Annotated in this window: 21 protein-coding genes; 14 read left to right on the plus strand and 7 right to left on the minus strand. The window is 71.3% G+C overall.

Annotated elements, in window-relative coordinates; genetic code table 11:
• Window positions 1-8: 8 nt before the first annotated feature.
• Both ACP4J3_RS05945 and ACP4J3_RS05950 read right to left on the minus strand, forming a co-directional pair.
• Window positions 9-515, minus strand: coding sequence for a DUF3515 domain-containing protein (locus ACP4J3_RS05945; RefSeq protein WP_426531128.1), 507 nt, complete (start codon window positions 513-515; stop codon window positions 9-11).
• Between the two features lie 20 nt (window positions 516-535).
• The gene (locus ACP4J3_RS05950) at window positions 536-769 is read right to left on the minus strand and encodes an Lrp/AsnC family transcriptional regulator (protein ID WP_037677600.1); all 234 of its coding nucleotides are present in this window, start codon (window positions 767-769) and stop codon (window positions 536-538) included.
• A 206-nt stretch (window positions 770-975) separates the two neighbouring features.
• On the opposite strand from ACP4J3_RS05950, the gene ACP4J3_RS05955 reads away from it, so the two are divergent.
• Both ACP4J3_RS05955 and thiD read left to right on the plus strand, forming a co-directional pair.
• Window positions 976-1,944: a thiamine-phosphate kinase gene (locus ACP4J3_RS05955; RefSeq protein WP_426531131.1), complete on the plus strand. Its 969-nt coding sequence runs from the start codon at window positions 976-978 to the stop codon at window positions 1,942-1,944.
• Window positions 1,941-2,732, plus strand: a complete 792-nt coding sequence (gene thiD / locus ACP4J3_RS05960; protein WP_426531133.1) for a bifunctional hydroxymethylpyrimidine kinase/phosphomethylpyrimidine kinase — start codon at window positions 1,941-1,943, stop codon at window positions 2,730-2,732. Before ACP4J3_RS05955 ends, thiD begins: the two co-directional genes overlap by 4 nt.
• Before the next feature lie 130 nt (window positions 2,733-2,862).
• Here thiD and rpmB read toward each other — a convergent pair whose 3' ends face one another.
• Entirely contained in the window at window positions 2,863-3,048 is a 186-nt protein-coding gene (rpmB, locus tag ACP4J3_RS05965; RefSeq protein WP_003993230.1) for a 50S ribosomal protein L28, read from the minus strand.
• 257 nt (window positions 3,049-3,305) lie between these two features.
• Here rpmB and ACP4J3_RS05970 point away from each other — a divergent pair, with 257 nt between their 5' ends.
• Window positions 3,306-4,988, plus strand: coding sequence for a DAK2 domain-containing protein (locus tag ACP4J3_RS05970; RefSeq protein ID WP_426531135.1), 1,683 nt, complete (start codon window positions 3,306-3,308; stop codon window positions 4,986-4,988).
• Between the two features lie 39 nt (window positions 4,989-5,027).
• Here the strand turns inward: ACP4J3_RS05970 and ACP4J3_RS05975 are convergent, their stop codons facing one another.
• Both ACP4J3_RS05975 and ACP4J3_RS05980 read right to left on the minus strand, forming a co-directional pair.
• Entirely contained in the window at window positions 5,028-7,955 is a 2,928-nt protein-coding gene (locus ACP4J3_RS05975) for a tetratricopeptide repeat protein (protein ID WP_426531137.1), read from the minus strand.
• Window positions 7,955-9,790 (minus strand): HSP90 family protein, encoded by a 1,836-nt coding sequence (locus tag ACP4J3_RS05980; protein ID WP_426531139.1) that lies wholly within the window; start codon window positions 9,788-9,790, stop codon window positions 7,955-7,957. Before ACP4J3_RS05980 ends, ACP4J3_RS05975 begins: the two co-directional genes overlap by 1 nt.
• 190 nt (window positions 9,791-9,980) lie before the next feature.
• Here ACP4J3_RS05980 and ACP4J3_RS05985 point away from each other — a divergent pair, with 190 nt between their 5' ends.
• From ACP4J3_RS05985 to mutM, 8 genes are all read left to right on the plus strand, one after another.
• Window positions 9,981-13,202, plus strand: a complete 3,222-nt coding sequence (locus tag ACP4J3_RS05985) for a helicase-related protein (protein WP_426531141.1) — start codon at window positions 9,981-9,983, stop codon at window positions 13,200-13,202.
• A 107-nt stretch (window positions 13,203-13,309) separates the two neighbouring features.
• Window positions 13,310-13,915 (plus strand): 16S rRNA (guanine(966)-N(2))-methyltransferase RsmD, encoded by a 606-nt coding sequence (rsmD, locus tag ACP4J3_RS05990; RefSeq protein ID WP_426531143.1) that lies wholly within the window; start codon window positions 13,310-13,312, stop codon window positions 13,913-13,915.
• 26 nt (window positions 13,916-13,941) lie between these two features.
• The gene (gene coaD / locus ACP4J3_RS05995) at window positions 13,942-14,421 is read left to right on the plus strand and encodes a pantetheine-phosphate adenylyltransferase (RefSeq protein WP_426531483.1); all 480 of its coding nucleotides are present in this window, start codon (window positions 13,942-13,944) and stop codon (window positions 14,419-14,421) included.
• Between the two features lie 63 nt (window positions 14,422-14,484).
• Window positions 14,485-15,561 carry an ATP synthase F0 subunit B gene (locus tag ACP4J3_RS06000; protein WP_426531145.1) on the plus strand — a complete coding sequence of 359 codons (1,077 nt, stop codon included), beginning with the start codon at window positions 14,485-14,487 and terminating at the stop codon, window positions 15,559-15,561.
• A gap of 138 nt (window positions 15,562-15,699) precedes the next feature.
• A complete protein-coding gene (locus ACP4J3_RS06005; RefSeq protein ID WP_426531147.1) occupies window positions 15,700-16,344 on the plus strand; it encodes a YceD family protein in 645 nt (214 codons plus the stop codon).
• Between the two features lie 2 nt (window positions 16,345-16,346).
• The gene (gene rpmF / locus ACP4J3_RS06010) at window positions 16,347-16,520 is read left to right on the plus strand and encodes a 50S ribosomal protein L32 (protein ID WP_003951102.1); all 174 of its coding nucleotides are present in this window, start codon (window positions 16,347-16,349) and stop codon (window positions 16,518-16,520) included.
• A gap of 19 nt (window positions 16,521-16,539) precedes the next feature.
• On the plus strand, window positions 16,540-17,325 hold the full coding sequence (gene rnc, locus ACP4J3_RS06015; protein ID WP_426531485.1) for a ribonuclease III: 786 nt from the start codon (window positions 16,540-16,542) through the stop codon (window positions 17,323-17,325).
• Between the two features lie 82 nt (window positions 17,326-17,407).
• Window positions 17,408-18,268 carry a bifunctional DNA-formamidopyrimidine glycosylase/DNA-(apurinic or apyrimidinic site) lyase gene (gene mutM, locus ACP4J3_RS06020; RefSeq protein ID WP_426531149.1) on the plus strand — a complete coding sequence of 287 codons (861 nt, stop codon included), beginning with the start codon at window positions 17,408-17,410 and terminating at the stop codon, window positions 18,266-18,268.
• Here the strand turns inward: mutM and ACP4J3_RS06025 are convergent.
• A complete protein-coding gene (locus ACP4J3_RS06025; protein WP_426531151.1) occupies window positions 18,241-18,642 on the minus strand; it encodes a winged helix-turn-helix transcriptional regulator in 402 nt (133 codons plus the stop codon). The genes mutM and ACP4J3_RS06025 overlap by 28 nt on opposite strands.
• A gap of 68 nt (window positions 18,643-18,710) precedes the next feature.
• Entirely contained in the window at window positions 18,711-19,880 is a 1,170-nt protein-coding gene (locus tag ACP4J3_RS06030) for a CAP domain-containing protein (protein ID WP_426531153.1), read from the minus strand.
• Window positions 19,881-20,032: 152 nt separating this feature from the next.
• Between ACP4J3_RS06030 and ACP4J3_RS06035 the strand changes: the two genes are divergently transcribed.
• The 3 genes from ACP4J3_RS06035 to smc all read left to right on the plus strand — a co-directional run bounded on the left by ACP4J3_RS06035 (window position 20,033) and on the right by smc (window position 24,764).
• Complete coding sequence (locus tag ACP4J3_RS06035) at window positions 20,033-20,314, plus strand: acylphosphatase (protein WP_426531155.1); 282 nt, start codon at window positions 20,033-20,035, stop codon at window positions 20,312-20,314.
• A gap of 381 nt (window positions 20,315-20,695) precedes the next feature.
• The gene (locus ACP4J3_RS06040; RefSeq protein WP_058922942.1) at window positions 20,696-20,899 is read left to right on the plus strand and encodes a hypothetical protein; all 204 of its coding nucleotides are present in this window, start codon (window positions 20,696-20,698) and stop codon (window positions 20,897-20,899) included.
• A 253-nt stretch (window positions 20,900-21,152) separates the two neighbouring features.
• The gene (gene smc / locus ACP4J3_RS06045; protein ID WP_426531157.1) at window positions 21,153-24,764 is read left to right on the plus strand and encodes a chromosome segregation protein SMC; all 3,612 of its coding nucleotides are present in this window, start codon (window positions 21,153-21,155) and stop codon (window positions 24,762-24,764) included.
• Window positions 24,765-24,800 lie beyond the last annotated feature (36 nt).

Genomic DNA, 24,800 nt, shown 5'->3' on the forward strand with positions numbered 1-24,800 from the left:
CGCAGGGCTCAGGCGATCCCTTCGGGGATCGCCTTCTTGATGGCCGCCGCCAGGTCGATCAGCACGCTCGAACTGTCCCGGCCCTCCGCCACGCTGACCTCGACATACGCACGGCGCAGCGCGGTGGTGAACCGGTAACCCCCGTCGTCCTGCTTCTCCATCAGCCACTGGACACCGTTCACGCCACCGGCCACCGCGTCCTTGTCCTTGCCCGCGGCCACCTTGGGGTCGCTCATCTTGGGCGGCCGTACGACACCGCACCGCAGTATGATCGCCGAGTCCCCCCAGCCCGCCGTCAGCGTGGAAGCGGGCGAGGGGTCCTCACGGCGCTCACCGTCCACCTTGGCCGGCAGTACCTTGTCCAGATTCCGGCACAGCCCGGCCACTGTCGCGTCGGGGCTGGGAACCGCGGCCGACCGGCTGCCGTCTGCTGATGAGCAGCCCGCGGCGGTGATCAGCAGGGCGAGCGCGGGCAGCCCGAAGACAGAAATGTGCCGGTGACGCAAAGAGTTCACCGGCCAAGGGTAGACGGGGGCTACAGATGTACGACCGGGCAGGTCAGGGTGCGGGTGATGCCGTCCACTTGCTGGACCTTCGCGACCACCATGCGACCCAGGTCGTCGACGGTGTCGGCCTGGGCGCGCACGATGACGTCGTACGGTCCGGTGACGTCCTCGGCCTGGACGACTCCAGGGATCTTGCTGATCGTCTCGGCGACGGTCGACGCCTTGCCGACCTCCGTCTGGATCAGGATGTACGCCTGTACCACGGAACCTCCAGGGCGGCCACGAGGATCATGTGGGGAAAAGGAACGCCACGGTATCGCGTCGCCGCTCGTCACGGGGAGACCCTCGGTGGCCAGGGCCCCCGCGCCGTGGTGCACGCACGACAGAAGTTGACGTACACCTCGACCGTATCGAGGGCAGTAGGGACGCGCGACCGGGTGCGGACAGAGACAGAAGGGGCGTAAGGGCAATGAAGGGCACTGTTGGTGAGCTCGGTGAGTTCGGGCTCATCAGGGAGCTCACCTCCCGTCTCACCACCACCCCGGCGGTCCGGGTCGGCCCGGGCGACGACGCCGCGGTGGTGGCCGCGCCCGATCGCAGGGTGGTCGCCAGCACGGACATCCTGCTGGAGGGACGGCACTTCCGCCGCGACTGGTCCACGGCCTACGACGTCGGCCGCAAGGCCGCCGCGCAGAACCTCGCGGACATTGCCGCCATGGGCGCCGTGCCGACCGCGCTGCTGCTCGGCCTGGTGGTGCCGGCCGAACTCCCGGTGACCTGGCCGAGCGAGCTGATGGACGGGCTGCGTGACGAGTGCCAGGTCGCCGGTGCCTCGGTGGTCGGCGGGGACGTCGTACGGGGCGACACCATCACGGTGTCGATCACCGCGCTCGGCGATCTGCGCAACCAGGAGCCGGTCACGCGGGCGGGAGCCCAGCCCGGCGACCGTGTCGCCGTGACCGGCTGGCTGGGCTGGTCCGCCGCCGGATACGCCGTGCTGGCCCGGGGTTTCCGCTCGCCGCGCGCCTTCGTGGAGGCGCACCGGCGCCCCGAGCCGCCGTATCACGCGGGTCCGGCCGCCGCCGGGCTCGGCGCGACCGCGATGTGCGACGTCAGCGACGGGCTGATCGCCGACCTCGGGCACATCGCCGAGGCCAGCAAGGTCCGGATCGACATCCGCTCGGGCGCGATCGACATCCCGACGCAGATGAACGACATCGGGCAGGCGGTCGGCGTCGATCCCATGCAGTGGGTGCTGACCGGGGGAGAGGACCACGCGATCGTGGCGACCTTCCCGCCGGACGTGAAGCTGCCGGCCCGCTGGAAGGTCATCGGCGAGGTCCTCAACCCCTCGGCGCTGCCGCAGGTCACGGTGGACGGGGCGCCGTGGACCAGGAAGGGCGGCTGGGACCACTTCGGCGGGAGCATCGAGTCATGATCGCCAAGGTGCTCACGGTGGCCGGCTCCGACTCCGGTGGCGGCGCGGGCATCCAGGCCGACCTGAAGACGATGCTCGCGCTCGGCGTGCACGGCATGAGCGTGATCACCGCCGTCACCGCCCAGAACTCCCTCGGTGTGCAGGGCGCCTGGGAGCTGCCGGTGGAGGCGGTGCGGGCGCAGTACCGCAGCGTCGTCGACGACATCGGCGTACAGGCGATCAAGACGGGCATGCTCGCCTCGGCCGAACTCGTCGAGACGGTCGCCGAGTTGATCGGCGGCACGGACGCGCCGGCGGTCGTGGACCCGGTCGGGGTCTCCAAGCACGGCGACTCGCTGCTGGCGGCCTCCGCGCTGGACTCCGTACGGACCAAGCTGCTGCCGGTCGCGACCGTGGCGACGCCGAACCTCGACGAGGTGGCCCAACTCACGGGGGTGCGCGTCGAGTCGGAGGACGACCTCAGGCGGGCCGCGGCGGCCGTGCTGGCGTACGGGCCCCGCTGGGTCGTGGTCAAGGGCGGCCACCTCCCCGGCGACGCCGTTGATCTCCTCACCGACGGCTCCGAGGAGCACTGGCTGCGCGCCCCGCGCCACGACAACCGGCACACCCACGGCACGGGCTGCACCCTGGCCTCCGCGATCGCCTCACAGCTCGCCAAGGGACAGCCCGTACCCGAGGCGGTGGCGGAGGCCAAGAACTACGTCACCGCCGCCATCGCCGCCGGCTTCCCCCTCGGCAGCGGGATCGGCCCCGTCGACCACGGCTGGGCACTGAGGGTTCGCGAATAGCCCCCCCCCGGGGCGCCGCAGTGGTCCGGGGCGCCGCGCAGTGGTCGGGTACAGCAAAAAGCCGGCCCACCTTCGAGTGGACCGGCTCAGTGCGGCGAACCAGCAGTGGCCGCGCGCTCAGCTATGGGCGTCAGCGCGAGACCTTGCCGGCCTTGATGCACGAGGTGCAGGCGTTCACGCGCTTCGGCGTCCCGCCGACCACGGTACGGACGCGCTGGATGTTCGGGTTCCAGCGGCGGGACGTACGGCGGTGCGAGTGCGAGATGTTGTTGCCGAAGCCCGGCCCCTTGCCGCAGACGTCGCAGTTGGCAGCCACGGGTCACTCCAAAGACTTCAGATGCACTTACGGTTAATCCCGGCATGCCGGGATCGAGATCGCAGGATCAGAGATCTGAGTGGCGTTGCCAGGGGAACGGCCCGATCTGGATCGGGCAACCGGAGCAGCATACAACGACTGCGCCAGCAGAACGAAACTACCATGGCTGCTCAGGGGCCCGCTCCCGGCCCACTTCCGGCGCACACCGCCTCTGGGTCTACGCTGCGTGCCACGTCCGGCAGCTCTAGGAGGCGCAGGTGGCGCAGGTGCCGCAGACATTCTTCGATGCTCTCGCGGTGCGCACCTGGTGCGGCCTCGCGTTGGAGTCACTCGGTCGCGCGCGAGAGGAGATCGACGCGATCAACGTCTATCCCGTGGCCGACGGGGACACCGGGACGAACCTCTATCTGACGGTGGAGTCGGCTGTCGCGGCCGTGGAGGCCGTCTTCACCGCGTACGACGTGGGCAAACCCACCCTCGCGGACGCCGCCCACGCGATGGCGCACGGGGCCCTCATAGGCGCCCGGGGGAACTCCGGGACCATCCTCGCCCAGCTGCTGCGCGGCATGGCCCAGGTGCTCGCCGCGGACGGTGAGACGGCTCACACCGACGGCTCGGGGCTGCGCCTCGCCCTGCGGCAGGCCGCCGACTCCGCCCGTCAGGCCGTGGCCCACCCCGTCGAGGGCACCGTCCTCACGGTCGCCTCGGCCGCCGCCGACGCGGCCGACGGCTGCGCGGGCCACGACTGCGGGGCGGTCGCACGGGCGGCCTACGAGGGGGCGCGTACGGCGCTGGCGGCGACGCCGGGGCAGTTGGCGGCGCTGCAGCGGGCGGGGGTCGTCGACGCCGGGGGGCGGGGGCTGCTGGCGGTGCTGGGGGCGCTGGTGGAGACGTTCACGGGGGAGGCGGCCCCCTTGGTGTGGTCCGGGGGGCACGCGCGCGTGGAGGGCGCTTCCCCCGTCGGTGACGGCGTCTCCCTCGCCGACGCCGAGGACTGTGCCGACGTCCTGGCGCCGGGTGGCCCGGCCTTCGAGGTGATCTACCTGCTGGAGGCCGAGGACGCGGCCGTGGCCCGACTGCGGGAGCGGCTCGACGGGCTCGGAGACTCGCTCGTGATCGTCGGCGGCGACGGGCTGTGGAACGTCCATGTGCACGTCGACGACGCCGGGGCCGCCGTGGAGGCGGGCGTCGAGGCCGGGCGGCCGTACCGGATCAGGATCACCCACTTCGGGGCCGGCGACGCGCACACCACCGGTGAGCGCCTGCCCCGGGAGCGGGTCCAGCGTGCGGTCGTCGCCGTCGTGCCCGGTGAGGGACTGGCCGGGCTGTACGGCGAGGCCGGCGCGACCACCGTCCTCGCGCGCCCCGGGGAGCCGCCCGCGAGCGGGGAGCTGGTGGAGGCCGTACGGCGAGCCCACGCGCGCGAGGTCGTGCTGCTGCCCAACGACTCCGAACTGCGCCACACCGCCGCCGCGGCGGCCGAGCAGGCCCGCACGGAGGGCATCCGCGTCGCGCTGATCCCCACCCGCTCCGCCGTCCAGGGCATCGCGGCGCTCGCCGTGCACGAGCCGGAGCGCCGCTTCGACGAGGACGTCGTGTCCATGACCTCGGCGGCCGGCGCGACCCGCTACGCCGAGGTCACCGTCGCCGAACGCCAGTCCTGGACCATGGCCGGCATCTGCCAGGCCGGCGACGTCCTCGGGCTCATCGACGGCGATGTGGCCGTGATCGGCACGGACGTCGTCCGCACCGCCGAGAGCGTCCTCGACCGCATGCTCTCCGCGGGCGGCGAACTCGTCACCCTCGTCCTCGGCGACGAGGCGCCCGACGCGATCGCCGACCACCTCGAGGCACGCGTGCGCGAGTCGTACCTCGCCGTCGACACCGTGGTGTACCGGGGCGGGCGGCAAGGGGCCCTGCTGCTCATCGGCGTGGAGTGAGCGGGGCAGGGGCGTTGTGAGAGCCCCGTACAGCACCCCCTACTCCCCGCCCTGCTCCCGCACCACCTGAAGCATCTGCTCCGCCTCCGCCCGCCGCTCCCGCGCCGCCTCGTCGTCCTCCCCGGCTCCGACGTAGGCCGCGAGCACCGCACGCGCGCGTGCCGCCGCCCCGGCCGGGCGGCCCAGGTCGGCCTCCAGCCAGCCCGCGGCGAGCTCGGCGCCGGTGCGGCTGTGCAGGGCGGTCTCGCCCAGCGACGCGAACACGTCCACGGCCCGCGTCACCTGGGCCAGCACCTCCTCGAGGGCGCCGCGGATCGACTCGTCCTCGGCGTCCTCCGCGGCGGACCGCGCGAGCAGGTCGCCGAACTGACGGTGGGTGTGGCCGAGCTCGGCGACGAGCCGCATCCGCGCGTCCTCGTCGTCGGCCGCCTCCAGCGCCGCCCCGCACTCCTCGACCGCGCTCGCCATCAGCCCCGACGCCGCGTCCTGCCCGTCGTCCTCGCGCAGCGCCAGCCACGCGCGGGCGCGCAAGGACCGGACGAGGCCGTGGACGTTGCCGACCGAGCGCCACAGACCGCCCGCGCGCGCGTACGCCTGGTCCGCCTCGGCCTGCAGCCCCGCGTGGCCGAGCGACTCGGCGGCGAGGTGGGCGAGCGTGGCATGGTCGTGCTGCTCGGGCCAGTGCCGGGCGATCTCGGCCGCCTGCAGCCGGCGTTCGGCCGCCGCGCGGTGCTCGCCCAGCTCGCTCAGGCAGTCGCCGAGCCACCACTGCGTCTGCACGACCGCCCCGTCGCCGTGCGTCCCGGCGCTCAGGTCGGGCAGCGCCGACTCCAGCACCTCGGCGGCCTCGGCGAACCGCCCCTGCCGCAGCAGCAACCCGCCGAGCTGGTGCCGTGCCCAGGCGCCCAGCGTGCGGCTCTCGCCCGCCTCGTCGGCCCAGTGCGCCGCCTGCAGGGCGTGCTCGGCGCCCTCCTCGGACCGCCCCCGGCCGCCGAGCACCTCGGCGAGCTGGAGGTGCAACTGGGCCCGCCCGGTGGCCTCCAGGTGCGGCCCGCCGTGCTCCAGGGCCGCCCGCAGCGCCCGCTCGGCCTCCGCCGTGTCGCCGAGATGGTGCGCGAGCCCGGCCAGCCGCGCCTCGTACTCCACCGCGAACCACGGCAGCCCCGCCCCGACGAACGCCGCAGAGGCCCGCGCGAACAGCTCCGCGGCCCCCTCCACGTCCCCCGTGAGCGCCGCCAGCTCGGCGAGCATCGCCTGTCCCTCCGCGACCCGCGAGGCGAGCCGCACATCGTCCCCGGTCTGCCCCTCGACGAGCGCGAGCACCTCACGGGCGGCGGACTCGGCGTCGGCCAGGACGGCCTCCTGGACCGTGTCCTGCGCCTCGTGCACCCGCCGCATCAGGATCCGCGCCCGGCTCATCAGCACGGCCGCCGTCTGCCGTACGCCCGTGCCGTCCTCGGAGTACAGCGCAAGCGCCTCGTCGTACAGGCCGGCGATCGCCGTCAGGGCCTCGGAGACCTCGCCCGTGAGCGCCCGTACGTACGCGCCACGCGCGCGTGCCGCCAGCGCCTCGCCAGGGTCGCCCGCGGCCGCGTACAGCTCGGCCGCCTCCGCGAACAGGGGGATGCCCTCGGGGCCCAGGTCCATCGCCCTGTGGTCGACGATCTCCGCGCGGTCGAGGGCAGCCAGCTCGACGCCCTCGGCGGCCCGGGAGACGGCCGCCCAGGCCTCGATGGCACCCGGCTGCAAGGTGTCCGACAGCCGCCGTGCCTCGGCGATCAGCGCGGGCAGGTCGGGCTGCGTGCGCGTGTCCTCGGGGACCTTGACGGGCGTGGCGGCCGGCGTCGGCCTCGCCGCCGTACGCACCCCCAGCGGCAGCCGTTCGACCAGGGGCTCCTGCCGCATACGCGCGCGTGCCCGCTCGCTGATGTGGGTCGTGCCGTTGCGCTCGTCGAAGCGCGCGGCCAGGGCGAGGGCCTCCTCGCGCGCGTGGGCGGCGAGTTCGCGGGCGGTCCAGGTGCGGCCCGCCGGACCGGGCACCCGCAGATCGGCCGGGCCGAGCGCGCCCAGGCGGTCCATGAGCAGGGCCACCACCGTCATGAAGTCCAGCTTGCTGCGCGGATGCCCGTCGTCCGTGAAGTACGCCGGCCGCTCCGCGAGCAGCTCCAGGCCGCGCGCCTCGTTGCCGGTCAGCGCACAGAACTCCACATGGTCCGCGTACGCGCCCCGCATGCTCTCCATGGGCCGTACGAGCCGGAAACCGCGCAGATGGTTGGCGCGGGCCTCGTCCACCCGGCCCAGGCGCAGCAGCGGCGTCAGGGAGGACGCGAGGACCGTGTGCGGCTCGTGGGCGCAGGTGAACTCGCCCTCCAGGACCGGCCCCCACAGCCGAAGCGCCTCGGCGTCCCGGCCCCGCTCCGCCTGCCACCACCCCTGCCCGTGCAGCTCGCACGCGTGGCAGTCGGCCATGCTGTCCCGGTCCGCGGCCAGCCAGGCCGCGTACGCCCGCTCCGCGCGCGCCACGTCCCCGACGTGCGCCGCCACGCTGAACTCGGCGCTGCGCACGGCCCGTTCGGAGTGCCCGGCCAGCCGGTAGCGGTGCTCCATCTCGCCGAGCCACTTCTCCACCGAGGCCAGCGGGATGTGCGGCTGGTCGAGCATGCCGGACGACATCCACTTGAAGACCCAGTGCAGCGAATGCGTCTCGTAGGCGTCGAAGTCCTCGGGCCGCTCGTCCCACATGCGCAGCAGACGCGCGAAGGGGACGAACATCTTGTCCTTCTCGGAGCTGTAGTTGTAGACCTTGAGCTGGTGCCCGAGCGCCTCGATCACGGCGAGCGGGACGTTCAGCTTCTCGGCCTCGACGAGCAACCGCTCCGCGCGCGCGTTGCGGGCGGGGCCCTCCGGCTCCGCGCCGTTGTCCGCCATCGCCCGGCGCAGCGCGTCGAAGTCGGTGATCTCGCTCATCAGCGGCCTCCCTCGCCGTTCGTGGCCCACTCCAGCAGGCCGATGAAGGCCCGGTTCAGCAGCGCCGAGTCGGCCGGCCTGAGCGGGCGCTGCGCCATCAGCAGAGCCTGCCCGTACAGGGACTCGACGGCGGTGCCGATCAGCTCCGGATCGCCCAGCGAACCGATCCGCCGGATCAGCGGGTTGAGGTGGTTGAGCACCAGACGCGCGCGTGGCGCGCTGCCGCGCAGCGAGCCGAGGATGCCCGCCCACAGGTCGTCGGCCTGCTCCTCGGCCTCCGCGCGCGCCTGCTCGTGCCGGGCCGCCCGGTCGTCGAGGTGCAGCGCGGGCACCGACAGCGGATGGAAGGCGCGCAGGACCACGTCACAGCCCAGTGGGTCGAGCTTCGCCCGCGCGGCCGCCAGGAAGCCCGACAGGGCCAGCTCCTCGGCCGCGTCGACCGCGTCCAGATGGGCGGTCACGGTGTCCGCGTCCAGCTCGGCGACGACCGTCCCCGGCCGCACCGACGGCAGCGCCTCGACCAGCTCGCTGTCGTAGGTGTAACCGCCGTTGATCACCCCGACGCCCTGCGCGGACGCGATCGGCGCGACCTGCCGGTACTCCTCGACGGTCCGCGTGAAGTGCACCACCGGGTGCCGCTGTGCGAACTCCTCCAGGGACAGCCGCCCGTCGGTCGTCTCGAACGGCAGCCACGGCAGCATCGTGCGCAGCATCTCCTTGTCGTGCCGCGCGAGGGACTTGACCCCCAGGTAGTGCACCGACAGGAACGCCGCCAGCCGTTCCGGATCACCGGCCGCCAGCCCCGTCAGCCAGGACCGAATCCTTTCGCCCAGCGCCTCCCGTACGGCCGCCAGCGTCTCGTCCTCGTACAGCGACTCGCGCGAGGCCGTGGGCCGCAGGCTGTCCGTGTCCAGCACGCACCGCACGAAGAACGCCCAGTCGGGCAGCAGCTCTTCGGCCCGCTCGGTCAGCAGCATGCCCTTGAGGTGGACGCGATGACCGGCCCGCTGGGCCGGGCTGACCGCCGAGGGAAGGACGTAGGCCACGCCCCGGATCCCGGCGAGCGGTACGTCCAGCTCGACGGAGTCCAGCGGAGTGAAGCCGAACAGGTCGTGACAGTGCCGGGCCAGGGCCACCCTCCGGGTGGCGGGGGAGGGGTACGAGCGGTTCCAGGGCGCCGGCAGGTCGGTGACCGCCTCGTCGCCGACCCGCACGTCGTACGGCAGCAGCGAGCCGAAGTCCCGCGCCAGCGCCAGGACCCGGTCCTCCGCCAGCCACTCGGCGGCCCCGGCCCGCGCCACCAGGTGCACGGTGGTGCCCGGTTCGGCGCGGGCCTCGCCGGGCAGGGTCCGCACGGTGTACGAACCGTCGTCCGTGGCCGTCCACTCCACCGGCGCCGCGTCCGGCGTACGGGCGCTGCGGCTGACCACCCGGATCCGCTCGGCGACCACGAAACAGGCCAGCAGACCGATACCGAACTGCCCCAGGAAGTCGGACCGGGCCTCCTGCAGCCCCTCGGCGCGCTTGGAGCTGCGCCCGATGGTCGCCAGGAGGTTGTGCACGTCCGCCTCGGTCAGCCCGACCCCGGAGTCCTCGACCCGCAGGGTGCCCTCCTCGGCGTACAGCCGTACCTGGGCGGGCGCGTCCGGATCCCCGGCGCGTCTGGCGGTGATGGCGTCGACGGCGTTCTGCAGCAGCTCGCGCAGATAGACCTTCGGACTGGAGTAGAGATGGTGCGAGAGCAGGTCCACCAGACCGCGCAGGTCGACCTGGAACGTATGAGGTGACTGGGACGGCTGAGGTGCCTGGGATGACTGTGAGGTCTGGGAGTCCATCGTCGCTGCGCCGTTGGGGGGACTGGGCGACGGCGCGGGGTCGGGCGGTCCCGGTGAGGCGGTGACCGCGAAAGGATGGCCGGAGCGCGCCATCCTAGGGCCGAAGCGAGCCGTCTGACCAGGGGTTTCCGGGACCTTTGCCGGGACGGCCGCCACGACCTCTACGGCAATGTCAGTGCCGTGGTGTGGAATGGATCTCGTGCCCGCACTGGAAGAACCACTGAAGAAAGTGCTCGGCCCCGCCACCGCGAAGGTGATGGCCGAGCATCTCGGCCTGCACTCCGTGGGCGACCTCCTGCACCACTACCCGCGCAGATACGAGGAGCGGGGCCAGCTCACCCACCTCGCCGACCTCCCCATGGACGAGCACGTCACGGTGGTCGCCATGGTCGCGGACGCCCGTCTGCACACCTTCGCCTCCAGCAAGGCCCCGCGCGGCAAGGGCCAGCGCCTGGAGGTCACGATCACCGACGGCAGCGGCCGCCTCCAACTGGTCTTCTTCGGCAACGGCGTTCACAAGCCCCACAAGGAGCTCCTGCCGGGCACCCGCGCGATGTTCGCGGGCAAGGTCTCCGTCTTCAACCGCCGGCTCCAACTGGCACACCCGGCGTACGAGTTGCTGCGCGGCGACTCGGAGGAGACGATCGAGACCTGGGCCGGCGCCCTGATCCCGATCTACCCCGCCACCGCCAAGCTGGAGTCCTGGAAGATCGGCAAGGCCATCCAGACGGTCCTGCCCAGCGCCCAGGAGGCGATCGACCCCCTCCCCGACGCCCTGCGCGAGGGCCGCGGCCTGGTCCCCCTCCCCGAGGCCCTCCTCAAGATCCACCGACCGCACACCAAGGCCGACATCGAGGACGCCCGCTCCCGCCTCAAGTGGGACGAGGCCTTCGTCCTCCAGGTGGCGCTCGCCCGCCGCCGCCACGCCGACGCGCAACTGCCGGCGGCACCGAGGAGGCCCGCCCAGGACGGCCTCCTCACCGCCTTCGACGACCGCCTCCCGTTCACCCTCACAGAGGGCCAGCGAAAGGTCTCCCGGGAGATCTTCGACGACCTCGCGACGGAGCATCCGATGCACCGGCTGCTGCAGGGAGAGGTGGGTTCGGGCAAGGCTCAGCCTCTCGACTCGCTCGTGCTCACACCCGCCGGTTTCCGCCGCATGGAGGACTTGAGGGTGGGGGACGAAGTCATCGTGCCGGACGGAGAGATCGCGCTGATCGACGGTGTCTTCCCGCAAGGAGAGCGCGATGTCTGGCGGCTGGTCCTTTCCGACGGAAGTTCTGTCGAGTGCGACGACGAACACCTCTGGATCGTCGGCACGAGTTGCGGATGGCACCGTGGACAGCCCCCCAAGGTCATGACGACTCGGGAGATCCGCCTGGACACGTTCAAGGCCAACGGATCTTCGAAGTGGTATCTCCCGGCGGCCACGCCGGTTGACCTCGGGGACGACTCCGGGCTCCCTCTTGATCCGTACCTGTTCGGCCTCCTCTTGGGCGACGGCTCATTCCGGCACAACCTTCGCCTGTCCACGATCGACGCCGAGATCCGTGATGCAGTGGCGATGGCCGTGGCGCCGGAATGCCAACTGATCCCGGTGAAGGGATCCCGCTGCGACTACACGATCCAGATGACCCACCGTGCGGGCGGCGCTCGCAATCCAGTGATCCAGACCTTGCGGGACCTGAACCTTTGGGGCGTGACGTCGCATGGCAAATTCGTTCCCGAAGCGTTCAAGAACACGTCGATCAAGAACCGCCTGGCTGTGCTCCAAGGGCTCATGGACACCGACGGCACGGTCCACACGGGCGGCTTCAGCGCCTCGTTCTGCTCAGCCTCGCGGACGCTCGCGGAGGACGTCGCCTGGCTGGCGCGCTCTTTGGGAGGTCGGGCCCGGATCCTGCCGAAGCGGGAGGCGTTCAACGTCTCCGTGTCCTTGCCCGATCTGTACGCCCCGTTCAGGCTGACACGCAAGGCCGAACAGCTGGGCCCCCGCCCGAAATTCAACACATTCCGACGCGGGATTCGGGCGGTCGAGTACGTGGGACGGAAGCCGGCCCAGTGCATCAGCCTCGCCCACCCGAGCCACGCCTACGTCACCGACAACTTCACGGTGACCCACAACACCATGGTGGCCCTCCGTGCCATGCTCGCCGTCGTCGACACCGGAGGCCAGGCCGCCATGCTCGCACCCACCGAGGTCCTCGCCCAGCAGCATCACCGCTCGATCGTCGAGATGATGGGCGAGCTGGCCGAGGGCGGGATGCTGGGCGGGGCGGAGCAGGCCACGAAGGTCGTGGTGCTCACCGGCTCCATGGGCGCCGCCGCCCGCCGCCAGGCCCTGCTCGATCTCGTCACCGGAGAGGCCGGGATCGTGATCGGCACGCATGCCCTGATCGAGGACAAGGTGCAGTTCCACGACCTCGGCCTGGTCGTGGTCGACGAACAGCACCGCTTCGGCGTCGAGCAGCGCGACGCCCTGCGCGGCAAGGGCAAGCAGCCCCCGCACCTGCTGGTCATGACGGCCACCCCCATCCCGCGCACCGTCGCCATGACCGTCTTCGGCGACCTGGAGACCTCGGTCCTCGACCAGCTCCCCGCCGGCCGCTCGCCCATCGCCTCACATGTCGTCCCGGCCGCCGACAAGCCCCACTTCCTCGCCCGCGCCTGGGAGCGGGTGCGCGAGGAGGTCGGCAACGGCCATCAGGCGTACGTCGTCTGCCCCCGCATCGGCGACGAGGAGGACGACCCGAAGAAGACCGGCAAGAAGAAGTCCCCCGAGGACGAGGCGGAGAAGCGCCCGCCGCTCGCCGTCCTCGACGTGGCGGACCACCTAGCCAAGGGCCCGCTCCAAGGACTGAGGGTCGAGGTCCTGCACGGCCGTATGCCCCCGGACGACAAGGACGCCGTGATGCGCCGCTTCGCGGCCGGCGAGACCGACGTCCTGGTCGCCACCACGGTCATCGAGGTCGGTGTGAACGTCCCCAACGCCACCGCGATGGTGATCATGGACGCCGACCGCTTCGGTGTCTCCCAGCTCCACCAACTGCGCGGCCGAGTGGGCCGAGGCTCGGCGGCGGGCCTGTGCCTCCTGGTCACCGAGATGCCGGAGGCCAGCGCGGCCCGCCAGCGCCTCAACGCGGTCGCCGCCACCCTCGACGGCTTCGAACTCTCCCGCATCGACCTGGAGCAGCGCCGGGAGGGAGACGTCCTGGGGCAGGCCCAGTCGGGTGCGCGGTCCAGTCTGAGGGTCCTGGCGGTCATTGAGGACGAGGAGATCATCGCGGAGGCGAGGGAGGAGGCGGCGAGCGTGGTGGCGGCCGACCCGGAACTGACGCAGCTTCCCGGCCTACGGACGGCCCTGGATGCCCTTTTGGACGAGGAGAGGGAGCAGTACTTGGAAAAGGGGTGAGCGTGCCAACCCAAGGGGCGCGGGGCTGTAATCCATATGCGGCTACCGCCGCGCGGGCGCGACCAGCCACACTGATACCTAAGGCCACCCACAACCAAGGACCAAAGATGACCCGCGTGATCGCCGGCGCAGCCGGCGGACGTCGCCTGGCCGTCCCGCCAGGGACCGGCACCCGCCCCACCTCCGACCGCGCACGCGAAGGTCTCTTCTCCACCTGGCAGTCCCTGCTGGGAGGCCCTTTGGACGGCGAACGCGTCCTCGACCTCTACGCCGGATCGGGCGCCGTCGGCCTGGAGGCCCTGTCCCGCGGCGCGAGCCACACCCTCCTCGTCGAGGCCGACGCGCGAGCGGCCCGCATCGTCCGCGAGAACGTCAAGACCCTCGGCCTCCCCGGCGCCGAGGTGAGGTCGGGCAAAGCCGAACAGATCATCCAGACCCCATCACCGACCGAGCCGTACGACATCGTCTTCCTCGACCCGCCGTACCGAGTCTCAGATCACGATCTTCGCGAGATTCTGCTCACACTCCGCTCGGAGGGCTGGCTCGCGCCGGAGGCCCTCGTCACCGTGGAGCGCAGCACCAGAGGCGGGGAGTTCCGGTGGCCGGACGGCTTCGCAGCGATCCGGGCCCGTCGCTACGGCGAGGGAACGTTTTGGTACGGTCGCGCCGCCGCCACCGGCGACAACGCCTCTACGTGCGAAGACGCACGATGACCGGACCGGAGAGCGAGGGATCACAAGTGCGCCGCGCCGTCTGTCCCGGGTCGTTCGACCCGATCACCAACGGACACCTCGACATCATTTCCCGCGCCTCCAGGCTGTACGACGAGGTCTATGTCGCCGTCATGATCAACAAGGCCAAGAAGGGCCTGTTCGAGGTCGACGAGCGGATCGACCTGATCCGCCAGGTCACCGCCGAGTACGGCAACGTCCGCGTCGAGGCCTTCCACGGCCTCCTCGTCGACTTCTGCAAGCAGCGCGACATCCCGGCCATCGTCAAGGGCCTGCGCGCGGTCAGCGACTTCGACTACGAGCTGCAGATGGCGCAGATGAACAACGGCCTGTCGGGCGTGGAGACGCTGTTCGTGCCGACCAACCCCACCTACAGCTTCCTGTCCTCCTCCCTCGTGAAGGAGGTGGCCACCTGGGGCGGCGATGTCTCCCACCTCGTGCCGCCGGTGGTCCTGGAGGCCCTCAACAAGCGTCTGCGCCAAGGCTGAACGGGCGGCTACAGTCGACCCGTCCGTCTCCATCACAGGTCTGTAGAGAGTGGCGAGCACACGGTGGACGTACAGAAGAAGCTCGACGAGATCGTCGCGGCCGTCTCAGGTGCCCGTTCGATGCCGATGTCGGCCTCGTGCGTGGTCAACCGCGCCGAACTGCTCTCGTTGCTCGAAGAGGTCCGTGCGGCCCTGCCCGGCTCCCTCGCCCAGGCCCAGGAGCTGATCGGCGACCGCGAGCAGATGGTCGAGCAGGCCCGCCAGGAGGCCGAGCGGATCATCCAGGGCGCGCACGCCGAGCGCGGTTCGCTGATCTCCGACACCGAGGTCGCCCGCCGCTCCCAGGCCGAGGCCGACCGGATCGTCGCCGAGGCCCGCAAGGAGGCCGAGGACATCCGCGCGGAGGCGGACGACTACGTCGACTCCAAGCTCGCCAACTTCGAGGTCGTCCTCACCAAGACCCTCGGCTCCGTCGGCCGCGGCCGCGAGAAGCTGCTCGGCACCGGTCCCGGCGTGGACGAGAACGGCTACGAGGACGAGGACGCCCCTGAGCGCAGCCATGACCCGGAGACCCTGCGCCAGAACGCCGACCAGTACGTCGACGCCAAGCTCGGCGCCTTCGAGGCCGTCCTCGCCAAGACCCTTCAGGCCGTCGGCCGCGGCCGGCAGAAGCTGCACGGCCGTATCGCCACCGACGACCTCGGCGCCCTCGCCGACGACAACAGCAGCGTCCGGCACTCCAGCGACGCCGACTACCTCGCCGACCTCGCGGCGCTCGCCGAGCAGGACACCCCGGCGGCCCCCGCCGAGCAGCCGGCCGCCGTACCGCCACAGCCGCAGTACGACCCGCAGACCGCGCAGCCGGCGTACGGCTACCAGCAGCAGACCGCCGATCCGTACGGCAGCGGCTACCAGCAGGGCTACGGCGGCCAGCAGGACCCCTACGGCTACCAGCAGGCCGATCCCTACGCCTACCAGGGCTACGAGGGCCAGCAGCCGGCCTACGACCCGCAGCAGGCGGCGCAACAGCCCCAGCAGCCCCAGCAGTCCTACGCCGCCCTCGACGAGACCAGTCTCTTCGACACCAGCATGATCACCCCGGAGCAGCTGAGGGCGTACGAACAGGGGCGCGGCCAGTAGGGGACCACCGGATTGGGCCGTGAGCGAAAGGTCCAGTATCCTGGCTCTTCGGTCGCGCGTACGTCCGCGATCAACGCTGCCCGGGAACACCGCGGGGCAGTGACCCTCTGAGCTCAGCAGATCGAAAGCAGGAATGGCGTGACAGCCCGCCTCGACCACCGCAACCCTCTCGTGTTCGACACGCACGAGCTGGGCCGGCGGCCCGGTGCGCTGCAGCGCCTGACCCGCGAGGTCGACGCCCCCAAGGACTTCGGTATCCAGGGAGTCGTCGGAGTGCCGGAAGGCGCCCCGGTGGAGCTCGAACTCCGGCTCGAGTCGGTCATGGAAGGGGTGCTCGTCACAGGCACCGCCCGTGCACAGGCCGAGGGGGAGTGCGTAAGGTGTCTGGAGCCGCTTCAGCTCGATGTGGAAGCGGACTTCCAGGAGATGTTCTCGTACCCTGACGCCGACGATCGGGGCCGTCACCACCACGGTGCGGAGCCCGGCGACGACGCCGAGGAAGACGAGGACAGGCTCTTCCTCGAGGACGGTCTGTTCGACCTCGAACCGGTGCTGCGCGATGCGGTGGTGCTCGCACTGCCGATGCAGCCGGTGTGCCGGGAAGACTGCCCGGGACTGTGCGCCGAGTGCGGAGCACGTCTCGCGGACGACCCGGACCACCACCACGACGCCGTCGACATCCGTTGGGCGGCACTGCAGGGACTCGCCGATTCACTCGAACCCGGCGATAAGGACGACAAGAGCGGCGCCGAAGCGGGCGTCGACGAGAAGCAGGAGAAGTAGCCGTGGCTGTTCCGAAGCGGAAGATGTCGCGCAGCAACACGCGCCACCGCCGGTCGCAGTGGAAGGCTGCGGTCCCCACCCTGGTTGCGTGCGAGCGCTGCCACGAGCCCAAGCAGCAGCACATCGCGTGCCCGTCTTGTGGCACCTACAACAAGCGCCAGGTCCTCGAGGTCTGAGCGGCTGGTGAGAGGCACTGTGTCCACGCCGAAGAAGAACGCATCGGACAACACGGCCTCGTCCCACACGCTGTTGGAAGGGCGGCTCGGGTACAAGCTCGAGTCCGCCCTTCTGGTGCGTGCGCTGACCCACCGCTCCTACGCGTACGAGAACGGCGGTCTGCCGACCAACGAGCGCCTGGAGTTCCTCGGGGACTCCGTGCTCGGCCTCGTGGTCACGGACACGCTGTACCGCACCCACCCCGATCTGCCCGAAGGCCAGTTGGCCAAGCTGCGGGCCGCGGTGGTCAACTCGCGTGCGCTGGCGGAGGTCGGCCGTGGGCTCGACCTGGGCTCCTTCATCCGGCTCGGCCGTGGTGAAGAGGGCACGGGCGGCCGGGACAAGGCGTCCATCCTCGCCGACACCCTGGAAGCGGTGATCGGCGCGGTCTATCTCGACCAGGGCCTGGACTCGGCGGCGGAGCTGGTGCACCGTCTGTTCGACCCCCTGATCGAGAAGTCCTCGAACCTCGGAGCCGGCCTGGACTGGAAGACCAGCCTCCAGGAGCTCACCGCGACCGAAGGCCTCGGAGTGCCCGAGTACCTGGTCACGGAGACCGGCCCCGACCACGAGAAGACCTTCACTGCTGCCGCCCGCGTCGGAGGCGTCTCGTACGGCACCGGCACCGGCCGCAGCAAGAAGGAGGCGGAGCAGCAGGCCGCGGAATCCGCGTGGCGGTCCATCAAGGCCGCGGCGGACGAGCGCGCCAAGAAGGCGGCCGCGAACGCCGCCGGACCCGACGCCGACGCGTCGGCCTCCGCCTGACCGAACAGCGCGATCCGAGCGCCCGTCCCGGCCATGGGGCGGGCGCTCGGCCCATACCCGCAAGGTGCGTACGGGGGATCCCATGCCCGAGTTGCCCGAGGTCGAGGTCGTACGGCGCGGCCTGGAGCGGTGGGTCGCCCATCGCACGGTCGCCGACGCCGAGGTGCTGCACCCGCGTGCCGTACGCCGGCACATCGCCGGTGCCGACGACTTCGCGCACCGTCTCAAGGGCCACCGCATCGGTGTGCCGAGCCGCCGCGGCAAGTACCTGTGGCTGCCCCTGGAGGACACCAGCCAGTCGGTCCTGGCCCACCTCGGGATGAGCGGTCAGTTGCTGGTCCAGCCGCAGAACGCGCCCGACGAGAAGCACCTCAGGATCCGGGTGCGGTTCGCGGACGCGCTCGACACCGAACTGCGCTTCGTGGACCAACGCACCTTCGGCGGCCTGTCGTTGCACGACAACACCCCCGACGGACTGCCCGACGTCATCGCGCACATCGCCCGCGACCCGCTCGACCCCCTCTTCGACGACGAGGCCTTCCACCAGGCCCTGCGCCGCAAGCGCAGCACCATCAAACGGGCCCTGCTCGACCAGTCGTTGATCAGCGGCGTCGGCAACATCTACGCGGACGAGGCGCTTTGGCGCGCCCGCCTCCACTACGAGCGCCCGACGGCGACCTTCACCCGCCCGCGCAGCCTCGAACTCCTGGGCCACGTAAGGGACGTGATGAACGCGGCCCTCGCGGTGGGCGGCACCAGCTTCGACAGCCTCTACGTCAACGTCAATGGCGAGTCGGGCTACTTCGACCGGTCGCTGGACGCGTACGGCCGCGAGGGTCTGCCGTGCAAGCGGTGCGGTACGCCGATGCGCCGCCGGCCCTGGATGAACCGGTCCAGCTACTTCTGCCCGAAGTGTCAGAGGGCGCCGCGCGTCTCGTCGTAACGCCGGCGTGCTTCGATCACGTCGTCCATCTGCCCCTCCACGAAGTGGATGAGGCTCAGTAGCCGCTTGGCGACCTCGCGACCGAGCGGCGTCAGCTCGTAGTCCACCCGGGGTGGATTGGTCGGCTGTGCCTCGCGGTGCACCAGGCCGTCCCGTTCCAGGGCGTGCAGCGTCTGGGACAGCATCTTCTCGCTGACGCCGTCGACCCTGCGGCGCAGCTCGTTGAAGCGCAGCGAGCCCTCGTACAGCGCGCCGAGCGTGAGCCCGCCCCAGCGACCCGTGACGTGCTCCAGCGTGCCGCGCGAGGGGCAGGCCTTGGCGAACACGTTGTACGGGAGGTCCTGCGCCCCGGTGAGCTCCTGGGTGGTGTCCATGACCCAAGCGTACTCGCACGCAGCGCTAACGCAGGGTTGGCGCTAACTAATTGTTAGTGTTCGTCGGCCTAGTACCCGAAGTCCTGCGTCCACCAGGGCCCGCCGGCGCCGAAGTGCACGCCGACGCCCAGGGTCTTGAAGTCGCAGTTCAGGATGTTGGCCTGGTGGCCCGGGCTGTTCATCCAGGCGTCCATCACCGCGGCCGCGTCGGCCTGGCCGCGGGCTATGTTCTCGCCGCCGAGGTCGGTGATGCCGGCCTTCGCGGCGCGGTCCCACGGAGAGGCGCCGTCGGGGGAGGTGTGGTCGAAGAAGCCGCGCTCGGCCATGTCCTCGCTGAAGGCCTGGGCCAGATCGGTGAGCGAGCTGTTGGCGGCGACCGGGCTGCAGCCGGCCTGGGCGCGCTCCTCGTTGACGAGCTTCAGCACCTCCGCCGCGGCGGCGGACTCCGCGGAGACCTGCACCGGGGCGCTGCTCCGCTCCTTCTGAGGCTCCTTCGTCTTCTCCGGAGCCGGCGCCTTCGTGGCCTTGCGCGAAGGAGTCCCCTCCGGCTTCTCGCTCGGCGTCGCCGACGGCTTCTTCGACGGGGTCTTCGTCGGCGCGGCCGGCGAGGTCGACGGAGCCGGCGAGGCGGGCCGCCCGGCGCCGCGGCTGGTCGCGTCGCCGCTGCCGTCCCGGTCGGCGCTGCCGGAGGTGCCGCCCTGCTCGGCGGGGGTGTTGGTCGGGGTGTCGGCGGCCTGCACCCGGTCCGGCCCGTTGCCGCCGCCGAGCTGGTAGTTGTCCAGGCCGGGCACCATGCCCGAGGCGACGGCGACCGTGCCGATGGCCACGGCGGCAGAGGCGCCGAGCAGACCGGTCTTCACCGGGACCGCGGCTTTCTTCTTGCGGCGGCGGTGCATGCCCCCGGGCCGCCGGGGGCCGGCCTCGGGCGCGAAGCCCCCGCTGCGGAACGCGGCGCCCGCGTCGGAGCCGCTGATGGACCCGGCCTGGGCCGGGAAGGTCGTGGTGTCGGTGAGCCGGGCGTAGTCGTCGTCCGTGGCGAAGAGGTAGGCGTCACTGCGCGCGTAGGCCTCGGCGTACGCCTCCGGGTTCAGATAGGGCGCGATGCCTCTGGTGGGTCGGTCGCTCGCGTACGAGTCGCGTGGGTCGTGGCCCTCCGTATAAGAGCCGTCCGTATGTGTGACCCCCGTGGCGCGGCCCGTGGCGGCGCGGCCGGCGGCGGAGCGTCGGTGGCGTCCCATGTCCTGGCCTTCCTCGTCCCTGCGGTCTCAACGTCCTCACAGAACTCACACGATCGAGTGAGTTTCATATGAGATTCATTGGGTGGGGACGGTACCGCATGGCGCCAGAGGAGGAAGTGCCCCGAGAGACATTGGCCCGTTAGGTTGCAGTCATGAGCGAGGATGTGCGGCTGGTCGCCTGGGTGCGTGGACGCGTCCAAGGCGTGGGTTTCCGCTGGTTCACGCGGGCCAAGGCCCTCGAGATCGGCGGCCTGAGTGGTTTTGCTCTCAATTTGGACGACGGACGCGTCCAGGTGGTCGCCGAGGGGGCTCGGGACGGCTGTCAAGGACTGCTCGACTGGCTCCAGGGCGACGACACGCCCGGGCGGGTCGACGGTGTCACCGAGATCTGGGACACACCTCGCGGGGGCTACGACGGCTTCGCCATCCGTTGAGCCGATTCTGTAAATCGACCCTGGAGCAAGCGGAGGGACCTGCCACCGGCAACTGCCCCGAGCAGAAATGAGCAGGTGGTTGCCAAGAACGGCCAGTGGTGGCAGGCTCCGCACTGAAGGATGATCGCCACGCCCCGAAGGGCCCGCAGGAGTCGCCGCACCGCCGCTTCCGGCCGTGTGCCCCGGGTTTGCCCGCCAATACGGGGCGTGATCGTGTTGACCGTCAAACTTTTTGGTGAGACGCTGAAAGCCCCGCGCACCTTAGCTGTTTGGCGTGGCTGAACGGCAGCACAACTCCAGGCCTCCCAAGCAACCGCGGGTGCGAATCCCTCACGACCCACACCGCTTCGGTCGGTCACTCAGTGTGGAGGACCATCCATCATGGCAAAGGCGCTTCTCGGTTACGTCGGCGGCTCCGACCCTCGACTCCTCGCCGAGATGCGACGGCTCCAGCAGCGTGTCCAGGACCTGGAATCCGAGCTTGTACGGATCCAGGCGGAGAACGACGCGCTGACGGCTGCCGCTTCTCACGACAGGATCATGGAGAGCATCGACGCACACCAGGCGGAGCCTGCGCTCACCTGATCACTGCATCGCTCCACGACAGCACCAGCAGTGGTTGGGCCGCCCGTATCCAACCGCTAAGTAGTTGTCAGACGACTGGTTCCCCAGCCGTCAGAAGTTGCAAGGGACGCTTCGGCGTCCCTTCTTTCTTGCCCCCGGCTTAATGCCCCGCGCATCCTTTCACCTTCTTTAACGTCTGGTGTGCCCTGCACGTTCATCGGTGAAACCGTGCGTTCATGGAGCGAGACAATCCCGGAAGGTAGAGTCCAGCGGCGTGCACCTCAAGGCCCTGACCCTCCGCGGGTTCAAGTCGTTCGCCTCGGCGACCACGCTCCGGTTCGAGCCGGGCATCACGTGCGTCGTCGGACCGAACGGCTCGGGCAAGTCCAACGTCGTGGACGCGCTGAGCTGGGTCATGGGCGAGCAGGGCGCCAAGTCGCTGCGCGGCGGCAAAATGGAGGACGTCATCTTCGCCGGCACCACCGGCCGCCCGCCGCTGGGCCGCGCCGAGGTGTCGCTGACCATCGACAACTCCGACGGGGCCCTGCCCATCGAGTACGCCGAGGTCACCATCACGCGGATCATGTTCCGCAACGGCGGCAGCGAGTACCAGATCAACGGCGACACCTGCCGCCTGCTCGACATCCAGGAACTGCTGTCCGACTCCGGCATCGGCCGCGAGATGCACGTCATCGTCGGCCAGGGCCAGCTCGACTCCGTCCTGCACGCCGACCCCATGGGCCGCCGCGCCTTCATCGAGGAGGCCGCGGGCGTCCTCAAGCACCGCAAGCGCAAGGAGAAGGCGCTGCGGAAGCTGGACGCGATGCAGGCCAACCTCGCGCGCGTGCAGGACTTGACCGACGAGCTTCGAAGGCAGCTCAAGCCCCTGGGACGGCAGGCCGCCGTGGCCCGGCGGGCCGCCGTCATCCAGGCCGACCTGCGCGACGCCCGGCTCCGCCTCCTCGCCGACGATCTCGTACGGCTGCGCGAGGCGCTCCAGGCCGAGGTCGCCGACGAGGCAGCGCTGAAGGAGCGCAAGGAGGCCGCCGAGCAGGAGCTGAAGAAGGCGCTCCAGCGCGAGGCCCTCCTGGAGGACGAGGTACGCCGGCTCGCACCACGCCTGCAGCGGGCCCAGCAGACCTGGTACGAGCTGTCCCAACTGGCCGAGCGGGTGCGCGGCACGATCTCGCTGGCCGACGCGCGCGTGAAGAGCGCCACCTCCACGCCGCCGGAGGAACGCCGGGGCCGCGACCCCGAGGACATGGAGCGCGAGGCCGCCCGGATCCGCGAGCAGGAGGCCGAGCTGGAGGCGGCCCTGGAGGCGGCCGAGCGTGCCCTGGAGGACACCGTCGCCCACCGCGCCGAACTGGAGCGGGACCTCGCCCTCGAAGAGCGCCGCCTGAAGGACGTCGCCCGCGCCATCGCCGACCGCCGCGAAGGGCTCGCCCGGCTGAACGGGCAGGTCAACGCGGCCCGTTCGCGTGCCGCCGCCGCCCAGTCCGAGATAGAGCGCCTGGCCGCCGCGCGGGACGAGGCCCAGGAGCGGGCCTTCGCCGCGCAGGAGGAGTACGAGGCTCTGAAGGCCGAGGTCGACGGACTCGACGCCGGCGACGCGGAACTCGGCGAACAGCACGAGGCGGCCAAGCGACAGCTCACGGAGGCCGAGGCCGCCCTGACCGCCGCCCGCGAGGCGGCCACGGCGGCGGAACGGGAGCGCGCCGCGACCCAGGCCCGCCATGAGGCGCTGGCCCTGGGCCTGCGGCGCAAGGACGGCACCGGCGCACTGCTCGGCGCGAAGGACCGCCTCACGGGACTGCTGGGCCCGGCGGCGGAACTGCTGACGGTGACACCGGGTTACGAGGTCCCGCTGGCCGCGGCCTTCGGGGCGGCGGCGGACGCGATCGCGGTGACGTCACCGTCGGCGGCGGCGGAGGCGATCCGGTTGCTGCGGAAGCAGGACGGGGGCCGGGCGCCACTGCTATTGGCAGGGTCACCAAAGGCGCCCCAAAGGGGCGCGGGGCAGTGTCCGACATGTGGCTACCGCCACGTGGGCGCGCCCAGCCCCAACGAACCCGCAGCCGCCGGACAACCTCACGCGGCCGATCTCGTCCGCGCCCCCGCCGACCTCATGCCCGCCATCCGCCACCTCCTCCACGGCATCGTCGTCGTAGGCACCCTCGAAGAAGCCGAGGACCTCGTCTACGCCCACCCCGACCTCACCGCCGTGACCGCCGAAGGCGACCTCCTCGGCGCGCACTTCGCCCACGGCGGCTCCGCGGGCGCCCCGAGCCTCCTCGAAGTACAGGCCTCCGTGGACGAGGCCGCCGCCGAACTGGAAGAGCTCGCCGTCCGCTGCGAAGAGCTCACCGAGGCGCAGCACGCGGCACAACAACGGCGTAAGGAATGCGCAGCCCGTGTCGAGGAGCTCGCAGAGCGCCGCCGCGCGGCCGACCGGGAGAAGTCGTCCGTCGCCCAGCAGCTCGGTCGGCTCGCCGGCCAGGCGAGGGGCGCGGCCGGTGAAGCGGAGCGCTCCGTCGCCGCCGCCGCGCGGGCGCAGGACGCGCTCGACAAGGCACTCCAGGACGTCGAGGAGCTGGCCGAGCGGCTGGCCGTGGCCGAGGAGATGCCGGTCGAGGAGGAGCCCGACACGTCGGCACGGGACCGTCTCGCCGCCGACGGCGCCAACGCGCGCCAGACCGAGATGGAGGCCCGCCTCCAGGTCCGTACGCACGAAGAACGCGTCAAGGGACTCGCCGGCCGTGCCGACTCCCTCGACCGCGCCGCCCGAGCGGAGCGAGACGCACGCGCGCGTGCCGAGCAGCGGCGGGCCCGGCTGCGCCACGAGGCGGCCGTCGCTCAGGCCGTGGCCTCCGGAGCGCGGCAACTCCTCGCGCACGTCGAGGTCTCCGTCGCCCGCGCCGAGGAGGAGCGCGGCGCCGCCGAGGCCGCCAAGGCGCGGCGTGAGCAGGAGCTGGCCGCCGCGCGCAACGAGGGCCGCGACCTCAAGGCCGAACTCGACAAGCTGACCGACTCCGTCCACCGCGGCGAGGTCCTCGGCGCCGAGAAGCGGATGCGGATCGAGCAGCTCGAGACCAAGGCCCTGGAGGAGCTGGGTGTGGAGCCGGCGGGGCTCGTCTCCGAGTACGGCCCTCATCAGCTCGTACCGCCGTCCCCGCCCGCCGAGGGCGAGCAGCTTCCCGACGACCCCGAGCACCCCCGCAACCGGCCCAAGCCCTTCGTCCGGGCCGAGCAGGAGAAGCGGCTCAAGGCAGCCGAGCGCGCCTACCAGCAGCTCGGCAAGGTCAACCCGCTCGCGCTGGAGGAGTTCGCGGCGCTGGAGGAACGGCATCAGTTCCTCAGCGAGCAGCTGGAAGACCTGAAGAAGACCCGCGCCGACCTGCTCCAGGTCGTCAAGGAGGTCGACGAGCGCGTCGAGCAGGTCTTCACCGAGGCGTACCGGGACACGGCCCGGGAGTTCGAGGGCGTCTTCAGCCGGCTGTTCCCGGGCGGCGAGGGACGACTGATCCTGACCGACCCCGACAACATGCTGACCACGGGGGTCGACGTCGAGGCACGCCCGCCCGGCAAGAAGGTCAAGCGGCTGTCGCTGCTCTCGGGTGGTGAGCGCTCACTCACCGCCGTCGCGATGCTGGTGTCGATCTTCAAGGCCCGGCCGAGCCCGTTCTACGTCATGGACGAGGTCGAGGCCGCCCTCGACGACACCAACCTCCAGCGGCTGATCCGCATCATGCAGGAGCTGCAGGAGGCGTCTCAGCTCATCGTGATCACGCACCAGAAGCGCACGATGGAGGTCGCCGACGCGCTGTACGGCGTCTCCATGCAGGGCGACGGCGTGTCGAAGGTCATCAGCCAGCGGCTGCGCTGATCCACACTCCCGCTTCATTCAAGAGTTGAACACATT

This window comes from Streptomyces sp. UG1, from assembly GCF_049974585.1.
Taxonomy (GTDB): domain Bacteria; phylum Actinomycetota; class Actinomycetes; order Streptomycetales; family Streptomycetaceae; genus Streptomyces.

Coding starts and splice junctions, on each gene's coding strand:
- ACP4J3_RS05955 (WP_426531131.1), top strand. CDS start 976: ATGAAGGGCACTGTTGGTGAGCTCGGTGAGTTCGGGCTCATCAGGGAG.
- thiD (WP_426531133.1), top strand. CDS start 1,941: ATGATCGCCAAGGTGCTCACGGTGGCCGGCTCCGACTCCGGTGGCGGC.
- ACP4J3_RS05975 (WP_426531137.1), bottom strand. CDS start 7,955: ATGAGCGAGATCACCGACTTCGACGCGCTGCGCCGGGCGATGGCGGAC.
- ACP4J3_RS05980 (WP_426531139.1), bottom strand. CDS start 9,790: ATGGACTCCCAGACCTCACAGTCATCCCAGGCACCTCAGCCGTCCCAG.
- ACP4J3_RS05985 (WP_426531141.1), top strand. CDS start 9,981: ATGGATCTCGTGCCCGCACTGGAAGAACCACTGAAGAAAGTGCTCGGC.
- rsmD (WP_426531143.1), top strand. CDS start 13,310: ATGACCCGCGTGATCGCCGGCGCAGCCGGCGGACGTCGCCTGGCCGTC.
- mutM (WP_426531149.1), top strand. CDS start 17,408: ATGCCCGAGTTGCCCGAGGTCGAGGTCGTACGGCGCGGCCTGGAGCGG.
- ACP4J3_RS06025 (WP_426531151.1), bottom strand. CDS start 18,642: ATGGACACCACCCAGGAGCTCACCGGGGCGCAGGACCTCCCGTACAAC.
- ACP4J3_RS06030 (WP_426531153.1), bottom strand. CDS start 19,880: ATGGGACGCCACCGACGCTCCGCCGCCGGCCGCGCCGCCACGGGCCGC.
- ACP4J3_RS06035 (WP_426531155.1), top strand. CDS start 20,033: ATGAGCGAGGATGTGCGGCTGGTCGCCTGGGTGCGTGGACGCGTCCAA.
- ACP4J3_RS06040 (WP_058922942.1), top strand. CDS start 20,696: ATGGCAAAGGCGCTTCTCGGTTACGTCGGCGGCTCCGACCCTCGACTC.